16 protein-coding genes are annotated in these 14,952 nt (G+C 72.2%); 5 read left to right on the plus strand and 11 right to left on the minus strand.

Going from position 1 to position 14,952, the window contains the following annotated elements; all coding sequences use genetic code 11:
• Window positions 1–20: 20 nt before the first annotated feature.
• Together ACFV2X_RS35120 and ACFV2X_RS35125 are read left to right on the plus strand one after the other, a co-directional pair.
• Window positions 21–518 (plus strand): FMN-binding protein, encoded by a 498-nt coding sequence (locus tag ACFV2X_RS35120; protein ID WP_385624501.1) that lies wholly within the window; start codon window positions 21–23, stop codon window positions 516–518.
• Window positions 518–1,297, plus strand: a complete 780-nt coding sequence (locus tag ACFV2X_RS35125; RefSeq protein WP_385624504.1) for an FAD:protein FMN transferase — start codon at window positions 518–520, stop codon at window positions 1,295–1,297. Before ACFV2X_RS35120 ends, ACFV2X_RS35125 begins: the two co-directional genes overlap by 1 nt.
• Before the next feature lie 12 nt (window positions 1,298–1,309).
• Here the strand turns inward: ACFV2X_RS35125 and ACFV2X_RS35130 are convergent, their stop codons facing one another.
• A complete protein-coding gene (locus tag ACFV2X_RS35130) occupies window positions 1,310–1,702 on the minus strand; it encodes a DUF488 domain-containing protein (protein ID WP_385624507.1) in 393 nt (130 codons plus the stop codon).
• Window positions 1,703–1,754: 52 nt separating this feature from the next.
• Between ACFV2X_RS35130 and ACFV2X_RS35135 the strand changes: the two genes are divergently transcribed.
• On the plus strand, window positions 1,755–2,348 hold the full coding sequence (locus ACFV2X_RS35135) for a pyridoxamine 5'-phosphate oxidase family protein (RefSeq protein ID WP_385624510.1): 594 nt from the start codon (window positions 1,755–1,757) through the stop codon (window positions 2,346–2,348).
• Window positions 2,349–2,441: 93 nt separating this feature from the next.
• A complete protein-coding gene (locus ACFV2X_RS35140) occupies window positions 2,442–3,440 on the plus strand; it encodes a bile acid:sodium symporter family protein (protein ID WP_385624513.1) in 999 nt (332 codons plus the stop codon).
• A 9-nt stretch (window positions 3,441–3,449) separates the two neighbouring features.
• Here ACFV2X_RS35140 and ACFV2X_RS35145 read toward each other — a convergent pair whose 3' ends face one another.
• Genes ACFV2X_RS35145 through ACFV2X_RS35170 form a run of 6 tightly spaced genes read right to left on the minus strand, consistent with a single transcriptional unit; the run spans window position 3,450 to window position 9,917 of the window.
• Entirely contained in the window at window positions 3,450–5,159 is a 1,710-nt protein-coding gene (locus tag ACFV2X_RS35145; protein ID WP_385624515.1) for an adenine deaminase, read from the minus strand.
• Between the two features lie 53 nt (window positions 5,160–5,212).
• Window positions 5,213–6,193 carry a nucleoside hydrolase gene (locus ACFV2X_RS35150; protein WP_385624517.1) on the minus strand — a complete coding sequence of 327 codons (981 nt, stop codon included), beginning with the start codon at window positions 6,191–6,193 and terminating at the stop codon, window positions 5,213–5,215.
• Window positions 6,190–7,242, minus strand: coding sequence for an ABC transporter substrate-binding protein (locus ACFV2X_RS35155; RefSeq protein WP_385624519.1), 1,053 nt, complete (start codon window positions 7,240–7,242; stop codon window positions 6,190–6,192). The genes ACFV2X_RS35150 and ACFV2X_RS35155 overlap by 4 nt, the downstream gene beginning before the upstream one ends.
• Window positions 7,239–8,300: an ABC transporter ATP-binding protein gene (locus tag ACFV2X_RS35160; protein WP_385624521.1), complete on the minus strand. Its 1,062-nt coding sequence runs from the start codon at window positions 8,298–8,300 to the stop codon at window positions 7,239–7,241. Before ACFV2X_RS35160 ends, ACFV2X_RS35155 begins: the two co-directional genes overlap by 4 nt.
• 10 nt (window positions 8,301–8,310) lie before the next feature.
• On the minus strand, window positions 8,311–9,096 hold the full coding sequence (locus ACFV2X_RS35165; protein WP_385624523.1) for an ABC transporter permease: 786 nt from the start codon (window positions 9,094–9,096) through the stop codon (window positions 8,311–8,313).
• A complete protein-coding gene (locus ACFV2X_RS35170; RefSeq protein WP_202948293.1) occupies window positions 9,096–9,917 on the minus strand; it encodes an ABC transporter permease in 822 nt (273 codons plus the stop codon). Before ACFV2X_RS35170 ends, ACFV2X_RS35165 begins: the two co-directional genes overlap by 1 nt.
• A 169-nt stretch (window positions 9,918–10,086) precedes the next feature.
• Here ACFV2X_RS35170 and ACFV2X_RS35175 point away from each other — a divergent pair, with 169 nt between their 5' ends.
• Window positions 10,087–11,076 carry a LacI family DNA-binding transcriptional regulator gene (locus ACFV2X_RS35175; RefSeq protein WP_385624526.1) on the plus strand — a complete coding sequence of 330 codons (990 nt, stop codon included), beginning with the start codon at window positions 10,087–10,089 and terminating at the stop codon, window positions 11,074–11,076.
• On the opposite strand, the gene ACFV2X_RS35180 is transcribed toward ACFV2X_RS35175, so the two are convergent.
• The 4 genes from ACFV2X_RS35180 to argJ are packed head-to-tail and all read right to left on the minus strand — an operon-like array spanning window position 11,073 to window position 14,936.
• On the minus strand, window positions 11,073–11,633 hold the full coding sequence (locus ACFV2X_RS35180; RefSeq protein ID WP_385624528.1) for an arginine repressor: 561 nt from the start codon (window positions 11,631–11,633) through the stop codon (window positions 11,073–11,075). The two genes, ACFV2X_RS35175 and ACFV2X_RS35180, sit on opposite strands and share 4 nt — an antisense overlap.
• 23 nt (window positions 11,634–11,656) lie before the next feature.
• Window positions 11,657–12,844, minus strand: a complete 1,188-nt coding sequence (locus ACFV2X_RS35185; RefSeq protein ID WP_385624530.1) for an acetylornithine transaminase — start codon at window positions 12,842–12,844, stop codon at window positions 11,657–11,659.
• A complete protein-coding gene (argB, locus tag ACFV2X_RS35190) occupies window positions 12,841–13,785 on the minus strand; it encodes an acetylglutamate kinase (protein WP_385624532.1) in 945 nt (314 codons plus the stop codon). The genes ACFV2X_RS35185 and argB overlap by 4 nt, the downstream gene beginning before the upstream one ends.
• Window positions 13,782–14,936 carry a bifunctional glutamate N-acetyltransferase/amino-acid acetyltransferase ArgJ gene (argJ, locus tag ACFV2X_RS35195; protein WP_385624534.1) on the minus strand — a complete coding sequence of 385 codons (1,155 nt, stop codon included), beginning with the start codon at window positions 14,934–14,936 and terminating at the stop codon, window positions 13,782–13,784. The genes argB and argJ overlap by 4 nt, the downstream gene beginning before the upstream one ends.
• Window positions 14,937–14,952: the final 16 nt, after the last annotated feature.

The following is a 14,952-nucleotide window of genomic DNA, read 5'->3' on the forward strand; positions in this document are numbered from 1 at the left end:
AACGCAAGGGAGGCGGAGTCATGAAGAGGAAACATCCGCTGCGCCGGATCATCCTGGGCACCGCGGCCACCGTCTCCGGGGTCGTGTTGCTGCTCGCCCTGAAGCAGCCCGGATCGGAGCCGGTCGCCGCGGCCGGTCCACAGAACCCCGCAGAGGCGCCGCAGGCCCCCGCCACCGCCCCGGCGGCACCCGGCGGGGGCAATGGCGGAGGCGGTGGCGGCGGCGGGGGCAATGGCGGTGGCGCGCGTACGGTCACCGGCGACGCGGCCCAGACCCAGTACGGCCCGGTCCAGGTGAGCGTGACCGTCAGCGGCGGCAAGATCACCGGAGCCACGGCCGTGAAAACCCCCGACTCCGGCCCGCAGAGCGACCAGATCGCCGCCGATTCGGTGCCCAAGTTGAACAAGGCCGCGCTGACCGCCCAGAGCGCGAAGATCGACACCGTCTCCGGGGCCACGTACACCAGCGAGGGCTACCGCAAGTCCCTGCAGAGCGCGCTGGACAAGGCCGGTCTGTGATGGACGGCGAGCCGCGGCGGATGCTGCATGTCGAGGAGGCCATGGGCACGGTCTTCTCCCTCGACGTCCGTGAGGTGCCCGAAGCCGGCCGGCCCCGGGTGCGGGCCGCGCTGGACGGGGCGGCGGCCTGGCTGCACCGGGTCGACGAGCTCTTCTCCACCTGGCGGGCGGACAGCCAGATCAGCCGGTTGCACCGCGGCGAGTTGGACGTGTCGCGGTGCGATGCGGACGTACGGGATGTGCTGCGGCTGGCCGAGGAGGCCGATCGGCTCAGCGACGGCTGGTTCAGCGCCCGCCATGCCGGGCAGCTGGATCCGACCGGCCTGGTCAAGGGCTGGGCGGTGGAGCGCGCCGCCCAGATGCTGGCGTCGGCGGGGGCCGGGTCGGTGTGTGTCAACGGCGGCGGGGACATCCAGACGCACGGCGGGCCGTGGCGGGTGGGCATCGCCGATCCGCTGCGCCCCGGGGAGCTGGCCGCCGTGGTGGAGGCCCGCGACGAGCTGGCCGTGGCGACCTCGGGCCCGGCCGAGCGCGGCTGCCACATCCTCGATCCGTACACCGGCGCGCCCCCCGCGGATCCGCTCGCCTCGGTCACCGTGGTGTGCCGGAGCCTCACGGACGCCGACGCCTGGGCCACCGCGGCGTGCGCGATGGGCGCCGAGCGGGCCCGCCCCTGGCTGCAGCGGCTGCCGGGTGCGGCGGCGTTCGCCGTCATGTCCGACGGCACGACCTGGCAGACGAGCGGCTTCGCCCGGTACGACGCGGCGATGTGCGTCTGAGGCGCTTGAGGCTCAACCGCCGATCGCCTCGGCCAGCAGGGGCAGGTGGCTCCGGGCCGGGTCCTTGGTCGCGGTGAGCAGGGTAAGCGGCCCGGTGGCCGCCAGTTCCCGCAACTGGTCCACGGCCGCGCGGCGCTCCGGGTCGGCCAGTTCGGCGCGGTAGCGCCGGCCGAACTCCGCGGACCGCTCCGGGGCGTGCCCGTACCAGCGGCGCAGTTCGGTGGAGGGGGCGGCGGCCTTCAGCCACTCGTCCAGCCGCGCCGCGTCCTTGGCGAGGCCGCGCGGCCAGATCCGGTCGACCAGGACGCGTGTCCCGTCGTCCGGGTCCGGCGTCTCGTAGACCCGCCGGATCCGGATCCCGTTTCCGGCCCCGGTGTCGTCAGACGCGCCTTGGGTGTCCCGCACGTCCCCATGAAAACATCGGCCGCGCCATCCCGTCGCCCGGATAATGCGCCTCATGGGAAAGGTCTATGAACGCATTGACGGCAGGCTGCGCACCTTCATCGAAGAGCAGCAGATCTTCTTCACCGCCACCGCCCCGCTCGCCGGGGACGGCACGGTGAATCTCTCCCCGAAGGGGCTGACCGGCTCCTTCGCCGTTCTCGACGAGCTGACGGTGGCCTATCTGGACTTCGCCGGGAGCAACGCGGAGACCATCGCCCATCTGCGGGAGAACGGCCGGATCACCTTGATGTGGTGCGCCTTCACCGGCCCGCCGAACATCGTGCGGGTGCATGGCCGCGGCGAGCCCGTCTTCCTCGACGACCCGCGCTTCCCGGGCCTGCTGGAACACTTCCCGGACATCGACGTGGCCGAGCACGGGCTGCGGGCCATCATCGTCGTGACGGCGGAGCTGATCCGGGACACCTGTGGGTTCGCGGTCCCCTTCATGGACTACCGGGAGGACCGTACGCTGCACGCCGACCGCTTCCGGCGCGAGACGGGGGACACGCTGAGCGCGTACTTCCAGAAGAAGGAGCACGTGGCCTCGAGCATCGACGGGCTGCCCGGTCTGCCGCTCCCGCTCCCGGTGCCGCCGCGTACGGCCTGAGGCGTCATTTGCGCGCCGTGACCAAATTGCGTGTAGCGACCACATAACGAGACGGTGTTGCGCGGCGCCCCGCCGAGGGCGTTCGATCACGCGGTGCGATCCGAAGATACGAGCCGCAGGGCGGACGCCACGGCGCCGCCGACACCGCCGCAGCCCACCACCGCCGACCGGGCGGCCAGACGGGCCGTCACCGTCTTCCCCCTCCTGGTCCTCGCCGCGGGCGCGGCGGGCCTGGCCACGCCCGGCACCTTCAGCGGATGGGCGCCGAACGTTCCCTACCTACTGGGAACGATCATGTTCTGCATGGGCTTGACCCTGACCGCACAGGACTTCTCAGGCGTGCTCAAGCGCCCGTGGGCGGTGGCGCTCGGCCTGGTGGCACACTATGTGATCATGCCGGGCCTGGGGTGGCTCATCGCCCATGCCCTCGGCCTGTCACCGCAGTTGGCGGCCGGTGTGATCCTCGTCGGCTGCGCCCCGAGCGGTACGGCCTCGAATGTGGTGACGTACCTGGCGCGCGGCGATGTGGCGCTGTCCGTCTCGGTGGCGACCGTCTCCACGGTGCTCGCCCCACTGGTCACCCCGCCGCTGACGCTGCTGCTGGCCGGGGAGTATCTGCCGGTGGACGCCGGGTCGATGGTCACCGACATCCTCAAGACGGTGCTGCTGCCGGTCGTCGGGGGTGTTGTCGTACGGCTGCTGGCGGGGCGTTATCTCGCGCGGGTGCTGGGGCTGCTCCCCTGGCTGTCGGCCGTCACCATCGCCGTGATCGTGGCCGTCGTGGTGGCGGCGAGCGCGGACGCCATCAAGTCGGCCGCCGCGCTGGTGCTGCTGGCCGTCGTGCTGCACAACGGCCTCGGGCTCGCGCTCGGCTACGCGGCGGGCCGCGCCGCCCGCCTCGGCGAGCCCGCCGGGCGGGCCATGGCCTTCGAAGTCGGCATGCAGAACTCGGGCCTCGCGGCGTCCCTGGCGTCCGCCCACTTCAGCCCGCTGGCCGCGCTCCCGGCCGCCGTCTTCTCCGTCTGGCACAACATCTCGGGCGCGCTGGTCGCCGCCTGGATGTCCCACCGCTCGCGCCGCGCGGAGGGCTGACGGCCGGTGTCACGCGACGACCGGGTCCTCCCAGGCCCGGTCGACCACCCGCACCAGACCCAGGTCCGTCAGCTTGATCTGAGGCGACACCGGGAGGGTCATGGTGGACACGCTCATGAAGGCGTTGCGGTGGAGCCAGCCCCACCCGTGCAGCGCCTCCCGTACGGCGCCCGCGCCGGCCGCGACCTCGGGCGCGGGCGCCGTGGACATCACCCCGCCCACGGGCAGTGGCAGATGGACGTCCGGCCGCCCGGTCACCGCCACGCAGATCCCGCCGCCCGAGCCGATGACGCGGTTGGCCGCCCGGCGCAGCGCGCCCGCGTCGGTGGCCACCACGGTGAGGTTGTGGCTGTCGTGCGCGTAGGTGGTGGCGGTAGCGCCCTCGGCGAGGTCGAAGCCCACCACGGGGGCCATCGTCCGGCGGCCGGTGCCGTGGTGGCGTTCGTACACCGCGAGCACGGCCGTCCTGCCCTCCCAGCGCACGACACCGCCCCGGACGGGCAGCACGACCTCGGCCGGCTCGGTGAAGGTGTCGACGGGGTTGACCCGCAGCGCCCGGAAGGTGTGCTCCCCGTCGGGGAGGTCGGCGCGCCATACGCAGTCGGCCTCCTCCAGCGGGGTGAGGCGGACGGAGTCGGCGAAGGGGTTGTCGGGCGCCGGCCCGGCGGTTTGCGTCAGCCCGGCGGTGTCGTCCCCGGCCACGACGCGGCCGCCGCAGACCACCGTCACCGGTGTCGGGTCGTCGAGGGCGCGCAGCAGGACCAGGTCCGCCCGCTTGCCGGGGGCCACCACGCCCCGGTCGTCCAGGCCCAGGCGGCGGGCCGGGTGCAGGGTCAGGGCGCGCAGTACGGTGGCCGGGCTCATCCCGGCGTCGAGCGCGACGCGGGCGATGTGGTCCAGGTGCCCGCGTTCGAGGATGGCGTCGGCCGCCAGGTCGTCGGTGACCAGGCAGAAGTCGGGCAGCACGGGGAGCTCGTGGAGGCGGCGCACCAGCTCGGGGCTCAGGCACTTCTCCTGCAGCATCAGCAGCATGCCGAGCCGCGCCTTCTCGACCGCGACCTCGGGGGTGTTCTTGGTGTGGTCGGAGTCGATCCCCGCCCACAGGTACTCGCCGAGGTCGTCGCCGGTCAGGTTGGGGCAGTGGCCGTCCAGGCGGACGCCCTTGCGCCGGGCCGCGTCGACGATCGAGCGCATCCGCGGCGAGCCCGCGACCACGGCGCGGTAGTCCATCACCTCGCCGAGGGTGGTCACCCCGTCCCAGTCGAGCATCTCGGCGATGTCCTCGGCGGTCAGAGAGGAGCCCGCGGTCTCGAAGCCCTCCAGCGCGGGCACGCACGACGGCACGGCCCACAGCATGGTCTGGGCGGCCCCGCGGCCCTGCTCGATCATCCAGGCCATGGCCTCGCGCCCCGCGACGTTGACGATCTCGTGCGGGTCGGCGAGGACCGTGGTGGTGCCCCGGGGCAGGGTGATCCGGGCGAACTCGGCGGGGGTGAGCAGCGAGCTCTCGATATGCATATGGGCGTCGATGTAGCCGGGCGCGACGATCAGCCCGTCGGCGTCCAGTACGCGCTCGGCCTCGATCCGCACGCCCGGGGCGGCGACGGCGCGGACGAGGTCGCCGGTCACCACCACGTCGGCCGGCAGGATCTCGCCGGTGTGCACCGAGAAGACGCCGGCGCCACGGATGAGGAGGTCGCAGCGGCTTGGCATCGGCATGGGGTCTCCTGCTCGCTTCCTGCTCTGGGGGGGGTGGTGAGGGGGTGCGGCCGTTAGGGCGCGGGGGTGGTGGCCGCGCCGTAGTGGCCACGCAGCCGGGACATCAGGAAGGCGCGGAACGCCTCCGCGTCCACGCCGGTCGCAACGTGCGCGTTGGGCGGCAGGCCGGTGCGCCCGTGCACATCGGCCACCAGGGCGCCGCGGGTGAACTCGCCCGCGCACTCGACGGTCACCCACGCCTCCGTCCACTCCAGCAGCTCCGGGCGGACGGCGGCGGCCACGGCGAGCGCGTCATGCACGGCGCAGGCGCGCACCTGGTGGCGGCGGGCGTAGCGGTCGATGAGGTGGCGCAGCATCTGCCCGGCCGCCGTGGTGACGGGCGCGCCGTCGGCGACGAGCGCGTCGGCGTCGGCGAGCGGGGTGAGGGCCTTGCGGGTGACGTCGAGGCCGACGATGCGCAGCGGGACGCCGGACTCGGTGACGTAGCGGGCGGCCTCCGGGTCCGCGTGGAAGTTGAACTCGGCGGCGGGGGTGGTGTTGCCCGGGGCGAACGCCGCGCCGCCCATGACCACGATCTCCCGCAGCAGAGCGCGGGTGTCGGGGTGGGTGTGCAGCAGCGCGGCGACGTTGGTGAGCGGCGCGGTGGCGATGAGGGTGAGCTCCCCGGGGCCGGCGCCGCGCAGCTGCTCGGCCATCCAGTCCACGGCGTGGCCGGGGTGGGCGGCGCGGGCGGCCGCGGGGAGTTCGACTCCGCCGAGACCGTACGCGCCGTGGACCGGCTCGTCGGGGTGGCGCGGCACCCGGGCCAGCGGCCCGGCGTGGCCGCGGAGCACGGGGGTGGCCGCGGCGGGTCCGCCGATCAGGTCGCACAGCCGCAGGGCGTTGTCGACCACCTGGTCGAGGCCGACGTTGCCCGCGACCGTGGTCACGCCCGCGACCTCGAGCTCCGGCGACGCGTACGCCAGGAAGAGGGCGATGGCGTCGTCGATGCCCGGGTCGCAGTCGATCATGACCCGGCTGGGGGCCTGGCTCATCCGGAGACCTCGCGCTGGAAGCGGTCCACCCACGCGTCGTTGTGCTCGACGGAGTACTTCAGGTCGGGCGAGGTGAACCCGGCGGCGGCCGGGTCGCTCGCGGCCTCGCCGGACACCTTGGTGATGGCGGCGGGGACCTTGGCGTCCTTGTTGACCGGCTTGTCGCTGAAGGAGGCGGCCGCCTTCTCCTGGACGTCGGCGGACAGCAGGTAGTCGAGGAACTTCTCGGCGCCCGCCTTGTTCTTGGCGCCCTTGACGATCTGGGCGGTGTTGGCGGCGACGTAGCGGCCCTTGTCGAACGGCACCCAGCCGATGGGCTTGCCGGCCTTGGCCGGGTCCACGGCGAACAGGTCGAGGCCGGGGGCCATCTCGACCTCGCCGCGGTCGAGGAGGCTGACCAGCTCGGTGGAGCGGTTGAAGAACTTCAGCACATTGGGCTTGAGGTCGGAGAGCTTCTTGAAGCCGGTGTCGGTGTCCTTGGGGCCCGAGCCGTACGTCGCGGAGACGGCCTGGAGGAACGGGACGCCGGCGCTGGTGGACAGGTCGGGGACGGCGACCTTGCCCTTGTACTTGGCGTCCCACAGGGTCTGCAGCGTGGGCGGCTGCTTGACCTTGTCGGTGCGGTAGAGCATCCCGAGCAGCTGGTAGGTGTAGGCCGGGCCGTAGCCGTCCTGGCTCTTGGCGAAGTCGTAGATCTTCGCCATGTTGGGGACCTTCTCGGGGTCCACCTTGTCGAAGAGGCCCTGCTTCTGGCCCATGGCGGCGAAGAGATCGGAAATCATCACGACGTCCACGGTGGGGTCGTTCTTGTTGACCCGCAGCTTGGTCAGCCGGTCCGCGTTGGCCCCCGTCTCCAGGGTGACATCGATCCCGGTCTTCTTCTCGAACGGCTTGATCACCGTCTCCTCGAAGCGGTCGGCCCCGAAGCCGAAGGTGCTCACCGTCAGCTTCTTCGGGTCGGCCTTGGCGCTCTCCGCGCAGCCGGAGAGGGTGAAGGCGATCAGGGACGCGGCCAGGGCGCCGGTGGTGAGTCTGGCGGTGCGGATCATGCGGGACACTCCTGACGAGGGTTCTTGCCGAGCCGAGCGGCGCCGTCGTCGCCAGGCAGAGGGATGGCCTGCCCCAGGGGCAGATGGAGCCGCACCGACGCGCCCGTGCGCAGCGTCTCGTCGGTGGTGATGGCGTGCAGGGTGCGGTCGCCGACGGCGGCGGTGACCGCGAAGTCGGTGCCGCGGAAGCGGACCGCGGTGACGGTCGCCTCGACCACCTCGCCGCCCGCGGGCGGCTCGGCGTCCGGGCCGAGGACGCCGATGTGCTCGGGCCGGATGGTGACCGGGCCGCGCCCGGGGAGGTCGAGGAAGTTCTCGTAGCCGAGGAACTCGGCGACGAACCGGGTGGCGGGTGCCCGGAACACCTCGCGCGGCGGGCCCTGCTGGACGATCCGGCCGCGGTCGAGGATCACCATGTTGTCGGCCAGTTCGAGTGCTTCTTCCTGGTCGTGGGTGACCAGGATGGCGGTCAGTCCGGTCTCGCGCTGGACCCGCAGCAACTCCTGGCGCATCTGGACCCGCAGCCGCGCGTCCAGGTTGGAAAGCGGCTCGTCGAGCAGCAGCACCGAGGGGCGGATGGCCACCGCGCGGGCCAGCGCGACCCGCTGCTGCTGGCCGCCGGACAGCTCCTTGGGCTTGCGCCCGGCCAAATGGGCCAGGCCGACCAGGTCGAGGACCTCGGCCACACGGGTGCGGATCTCGGCGGTGGGCACTCCCCGCATCCGCAGTCCGAAGGCGACGTTCTTCTCGACGGTCAGATGCGGGAAGAGCGCGTACGACTGGAACACCATGCCGATGTTGCGGCGCTCGGGCGGCAGGGTGGTGGCGTCCTTGCCGTCGAGCAGGATCGTGCCGCTGGTGGGCGGCAGAAAGCCGGCGATCATCCGCAGGGTGGTGGTCTTGCCGCAGCCGCTGGGGCCGAGCAGCGCGGTGAACTCCCCGCGGCGCACCGTCAGATCGATGGAGTCGACCGCCACCGAGCCCGAGAACTCCCGGGTGATGGACTGGAGCTGGACCACCGGCGTCGTCGTCTTGGTCGTCGTTGTCGTCATCGTCATGAGTACGTCCCTACTTGCCGAAGACCTTGTTGAAGCCGACGAGCCGCTCGGTCACCAGGGCGACGACCACCGTGGCCGCCAGCAGCAGGGTGGACACCGCCGCGACGACCGGGTCGAAGGAGAACTCGACGTAATTGAGCATCTGGACCGGGAGGGTGGTCACGCCGGGGCCGTTGAGCAGCAGCGACAGCGGCACATTGTTGAAGGAGGTGAGGAAGGACAGCACGGCCGCGGAGACGATCCCGGGCGTCATCACCGGCAGGGTGATGTGGAAGAAGGTCCGCAGCGGGCCCGCACCCAGCCCCCGCCCCGCCTCCTCCAGCGCGGGGTCGGCCATGGCGAGCGAGGCACCGGTCACCCGCACCGCGTACGGCAGCAGCAGCACGGTGTGGCCGATCAGCAGCGCCCCGAGGGCGGTGATCCGCATGGTGACCATCAGCTGCTGGAACAGCGCGAAGCCCAGGACCAGCTCGGGGACGATCGCCGGGGACAGGAACAGTGCCTCGGCCGCCTTGCGGCCGCGGAACCGCCGCCGTTGGATCGCCAGCGCGGCGGGGATGCCGACGAGCAGCGCGAGCAGCGTGGCCCCGGCCGCCACCAGCACGCTGGTGGCCAGCGCCTCCTGGAAGGGCTGGTACGCCAGCGCCTTGGTGAACCACTTGCCCGACAGGCCGGGCGGGGGGAACTCCACGGTGTCGCCGGAGGAGAAGGCGATGGCCACCACCAGCAGGATGGGCCCGAGGAGGAAGACCAGGGCCAGCGCGGCCACGGCGGTCAGGAACGGACGTCCGCGCATCAGACGGCACCCACCTTCGACAGCCGGCCGGATATCAGGCCCGCGACGACCACCAGCGCGGTCATGATCAGGGCCACCGCACTGGCCGCGCCCCAGTCGAGCTTCACATTGGCGTAGTCGTACAGGAGGGTGGCCAGCGTGCGGTTGCGGGTGCCGCCCAGCAGCAGCGGGGTGGTGAACGCGGTGACCGCCCCGGCGAACACCAGCATCGCGCCGACCAGCACACCGGGCAGCGCGATCGGCAGCACCACCCGGCGGAAGGCCCGGCCGGGGCTCGCCCCGAGGCCGCGGGCGGCCTCCTCCAGCTTGACGTCGATATGCGACAGCGAGCTGTACGAGGTCAGGATCATGATCGGGGTGAAGAGCTGGGTGAGCCCGGCGATCAGGGCGAATTCGGTGTAGAGCAGCTGGGTGCCGCCGTCGGCGAGGCCGAGGGCGGTCAGCAGGTCGCTGATCAGCCCGTTGCGGCCCAGGATGACCAGCCAGGAGAAGGTCCGTACGACGGTGCTGAGCAGCAGCGGGAACACCGCGAGGGCCAGCAGCAGCCCCTGGCGGCGCCGGGGCGCCCGGGCGATCAGATACGCCACCGGGAAGCCGAGCAGCAGACAGATGGCCGTGGTCAGAGCGGCGACCCGGACAGTGCGGGCCGCGACCTCCAGCACGTATCCGTCGCCGAGCATGCCGCCGAGCTTGCCGAGGACATCGGGGTCCTCGGCGGCGGGCGGCGCGAACAGGGTGACGCCGAAGGGATAGAGGAAGCCGAAGGCGAGAAGTGCCACGCCCGGCAGGAGCAAGAGGCCAGAAGCCGCTCTGCGTGACACGAGCCGGACCCTCCTTGATGTTACTGATACGTCGTCTGCAACCGGTTGCGGCAACCGGTTGCAGGCAAGCTACGCTGGACCCAGCGAGCCCGTCAACGGCTGCCGGTAAAGAACGTGTAACCAACAACGGGCCGGAAACGGGCAACGGATCGACAGAAGGCAGGGGCGGATGGTTCGGCTGGCAGATGTCGCACGCGCCGCGGGGGTGTCCACGTCCACCGCGTCCCGCGCCCTCAGCAGGCCCGACATGGTGGCGGCGGAGACCCGGGAGCGGGTCGCCAAGGCGGCCGCCGAGATGGGATTCACGCTCAACGCCACCGCGCGGGCCCTGACCACCGGCCACACCGGGCTGGTCGGCGTCATCGTCCCCACCCTCGCCAACCCCTTCTTCCCGCCCATCGTCACCGGTGTCCAGGAGTCGCTGACCGAGACGGGCGGAAACGTCCTGCTCGGGGTGTCCGACCGCGCCGAGGAACGCGAGCGTGAGCTGGCGGCGCAGCTGGGCTCGCGGGTCGACGGGCTCGTCCTCGTCGCCCCGGTCAGCGACGACGCGACGCTGCGCGAACTCGCCGAGCGGCTGCCGGTCGTGACGGTCGACCGCACCACCCCGGGCCTGCCCGGGGTGGTGGTGGACACCCCCGGCGGGGTACGGGAGCTGATGACGCATCTACTCGGCCTCGGCCACCGGCACATCGCCTACCTCGGCGGCCCGCCCGGCTCGTGGATGGACCGGCAGCGCACCAGGGCCGCCCGCAAAGCGGTCGAGGACGGCGGCGGCGAGCTGACCGTGCTGGACCCCGTGCCACCCCAGGTCGACGCCGGCCTCGCGGCGGCCGAACACCTGGTGCGGCGGGCGGAGCGGGTCACCGCGGTCATGGCGTACAGCAGCTATGTGCTGCTCGGCCTGCTCATGGGGTTGCGCGGGGCGGGGCTGCGGGTGCCCGAGGACATCAGCCTCGCGGCGTCCGACGACCTCACCGTCATCGGAATGACCCAGCCGGGCAGCACCGCGCTGCACGTCCCGCTCCAGGAGGCGGGCGCCGCGGCGTGCCGGCTGGTGCGGGAGGCCCCGCAAGCCGGCGAGCGCCCGCCGCGCGTGCGCATCCCCACCCGCCTGGTCGTCCGCGGCTCCACGGCCCCGCCGCCGGAAAAGAGTTAGCTCTCCTTCTGGGCCAGCCGGAGCAGGTGGTCGGCGAGGGCCTGGCCGCCCGTCGATTCACGGCTGATCAACAGCACCGTGTCATCGCCCGCGATCGTGCCCAGGATCGCGTGGAGCTCCGCCGAGTCGATGGCCGAGGCCAGGAACTGGGCGGCGCCGGGCGGGGTGCGCAGCACCACGAGGTTGGCGGACGCCTCCGCCGAGATCAGCAGCTCACCCGCCAGCCGCGCCATCCGGGCCTCGCTCGCCGACTCGCCGAGCGGGGCCCGGGGCGTACGGTCGCCGCCCTCGGCCGGCACCGCGTAGATCAGCTCGCCCCCGGTGTTGCGGATCTTCACCGCGCCCAGTTCGTCCAGGTCGCGGGAGAGCGTCGCCTGGGTGACGGACAGCCCGTCGTCGGCGAGGAGCTTCGCGAGCTGGCTCTGGGAGCGGACCGGCTGCCGGTTCAGGATGTCCACGATCCGGCGGTGCCGGGCAGTGCGGGTCTGCGGCACGGCCGGGCCACCATTGTTGTGGTTGCCGGTGCCCTGCGCCTCGGTGTGCTGCGCCTCGGTCATCGTCTCGTCAGTCTCCGGATCCGTCAGTGCCCGTGTCTCCCCTGGGCGGCGTCCAGGGCGCCGGGCAAGGCCCGGAGGAACGCGTCCACCTCCTCGTCGCCGACGACGAGCGGCGGGGCGAGCCGGACCACATCCGGCGCGACCGCGTTGACCAGGAGTCCCGCGTCCTGAGCCGCCTGCTGCACCTGTGGCGCAAGGGACTCTGCCAGCACGATACCCAGCAGCAGACCGGAGCCGCGGACATGGCTGATCAACGGGTGGTCCAGCGACTCGATCCCGTCACGCAGCCGCTCCCCGGCCCGCTTGACCCCCTCGAGGATGTCATCGGCCGCGAGGGTGTCGAGCACGGCCAGCGCGGCGGCGCACGCCACCGGGTTGCCGCCGAAGGTCGAACCGTGCTGACCTGGCGTCAGCAGTTCGGCGGCGGGCCCGAAGGCCACGGTCGCGCCGATGGGCAGACCGCCGCCAAGACCCTTGGCGAGGGTCACCACATCGGGTTCGACGCCCTGCGCCTGGCATTCGAGCCAGTGGCCGGTGCGGCCGATGCCCGTCTGGATCTCGTCGAGGACCAGCAGGGTGCCGGTGGCCCGGGTGATCTCGCGGGCCGCGGCCAGATAGCCCGCCGGGGGGACGACGACGCCGTTCTCGCCCTGGATCGGCTCCACGATGAACAGCGCGGTGTCGGTGGTGACGGCCGCGCGCAACGCGTCCACGTCCCCGTACGGGACATGGGTGACATCGCCGGGCAGCGGCAGGAACGGCTCCTGCTTGGCGGGCTGTCCGGTCAGCGCGAGGGCACCCATGGTGCGGCCGTGGAAGCCGCCGGCGGTGGCCACCATATGCGTACGGCCGGTGCGCCGCCCGATCTTGAAGGCGGCCTCGACGGCCTCCGCGCCGGAGTTGGAGAAGTAGACCCGCCCGGGCCGGCCGAAGAGCTGCAGCAGCCGCTCGGCCAGGGCCACCGGGGGCTCGGCGATGAACAGGTTCGAGACATGGCCGAGGGTGGCGATCTGGTCGGACACGGCCCGTACGACGGCGGGGTGGGCGTGACCGAGGGCGTTGACGGCGATGCCGCCGACGAAGTCCAGGTACTCCTTGCCGTCCGCGTCCCAGACCTTGGCGCCCTCGCCGTGGGTGAGCGGGACCCGCGGGGTGCCGTAGTTGTCCATCAGCGCGCCTTGCCAGCGCTGCGTCAACTGCTCGTTGCTCACCGGTCCGCCCCCTCGGCCTTGTCGTTTGCGTTGTCCGGGTCGGGCAGGACCATCGTGCCGATGCCCTCGTCGGTGAAGATCTCCAGCAGGATGGAGTGCTGTACCCGCCCGTCGATGACGCGCGCGGTGGTGACGCCGTTGCGCACGGCGTGCAGACAGCCCTCCATCTTCGGGACCATGCCGCTCGCCAGCTCGGGCAGCAGCTTCTCCAGTTCGCTCGCGGTGAGCTTGCTGATCACCTCGTCGCTGTTGGGCCAGTCCGCGTACAGGCCCTCCACATCGGTGAGGACCATCAGCGTCTCGGCGCCGAGCGCGGCGGCGAGCGCTGCCGCCGCCGTGTCGGCGTTGACGTTGTAAACTTGGCCCCCCTCGTCAAAGGCGTCGGCGCTGCGGGCGATGGAGGAGACGACCGGGATACGGCCGTCGTCCAGCAGGGCCTGGACCGCGCCGGTGTCGATCTCGGTGATCTGGCCGACCCGGCCGATGTCCACCTGCTCGCCGTCGATCTCGGCGAAGTGCTTGGTGGCGGACATCAGATGCGCGTCCTCACCGGTCATGCCGACGGCGAGCGGGCCGTGCCGGTTGAGCAGCCCGACCAGCTCGCGCTGGACCTGTCCGGCCAGCACCATCCGTACGACGTCCATGGCCTCGTCGGTGGTGACCCGAAGCCCCGCCTTGAACTCGCTGACCAGGCCGTGCCGGTCGAGCTGGGCGCTGATCTGCGGGCCGCCGCCGTGCACCACGACGGGGCGCAGCCCCGCGTGGCGCAGGAAGACGACGTCCTGGGCGAAGGCGGCCTTCAGCTCGTCGTCGACCATGGCGTTGCCGCCGAACTTGATGACGACGGTCTTGCCGTGGTGGCGGGTCAGCCAGGGCAGCGCCTCGATGAGGATGCGCGCCTTGGGCAGGGCGGTGTGTTTACGGGCGGTCGGCTGGCTCATGACGAGTAGGCGCTGTTCTCGTGGACGTAGTCGGCGGTCAGGTCGTTGGCCCAGATGACGGCGGATTCGCCGCCCGCGGCCAGGTCGGCGGTGATGCGCACCTCGCGGTAGCGCATGTCGACCAGTTCCCGGTCCTCGCCGACGGAGCCGTATCTGCACACCCATACGTCGTTGATGGCGACGTTGAGCTGGTCTGGGTCGAAGGTGGCGGAGGTGGTGCCGATCGCGGAGAGCACCCGGCCCCAGTTGGGGTCCTCGCCGTGGATGGCGCACTTGAGGAGGTTGTTACGGGCGATCGAGCGGCCGACCTCGACGGCGTCGTCCTCGCTCGCCGCGCCCACCACCTCGATACGGATGTCCTTGGAGGCGCCCTCGGCGTCGCCGATCAGCTGCCGCGCCAGATCGGCGCAGACCTCGCGGACGGCCTCGGCGAACTCCTCGGCGGGCGGTGTGACGCCGGAGGCGCCGGAGGCCAGCAGCAGCACGGTGTCGTTGGTGGACATGCAGCCGTCGGAGTCGACCCGGTCGAAGGTGGTGCGGGTGGCGGCGCGCAGCGCCGTGTCCAGGTCCTGGGCCTCGACGTCGGCGTCGGTGGTGAGCACGACGAGCATGGTGGCGAGGCCCGGGGCCAGCATGCCCGCGCCCTTGGCCATGCCGCCGACGACCCAGCCGCCGGGCCCTTGCGCCACGGCGGTCTTGTGCACGGTGTCGGTGGTCTTGATGGCGATGGCGGCCTTGTCGCCGCCGTGGGCGGTCAGCTCGGCCGCCGCCTTCTCCACACCGGGGAGCAGCTTGTCCATGGGCAGCCGGATGCCGATGAGCCCGGTGGAGGCGACGGCGATCTCGCCGGCGCTGTGTCCCAGGACCTCCGCGACCTTCTCGGCGGTGGCGTGGGTGTCCTGGAAGCCGAGCGGGCCGGTGCAGGCGTTGGCGCCACCGGAGTTGAGGACGACCGCGCTGACCGCGCCGCCCTTCAGCACCTGCTCGGACCACAGGACCGGGGCGGCCTTGACGCGGTTGGAGGTGAAGACAGCGGCGGCGGCCAGCCGCGGCCCGTTGTTGACGACGAGGGCCAGGTCGGGGTTGCCGTTCTCCTTGATGCCCGCGGCGACGCCGGAGGCGGTGAACCCCTTGGCTGCCGTAACGCTCACTGTGACTCCTTGTTCG

The organism is Streptomyces sp. NPDC059679, from assembly GCF_042734105.1.
Lineage (GTDB): Bacteria > Actinomycetota > Actinomycetes > Streptomycetales > Streptomycetaceae > Streptomyces.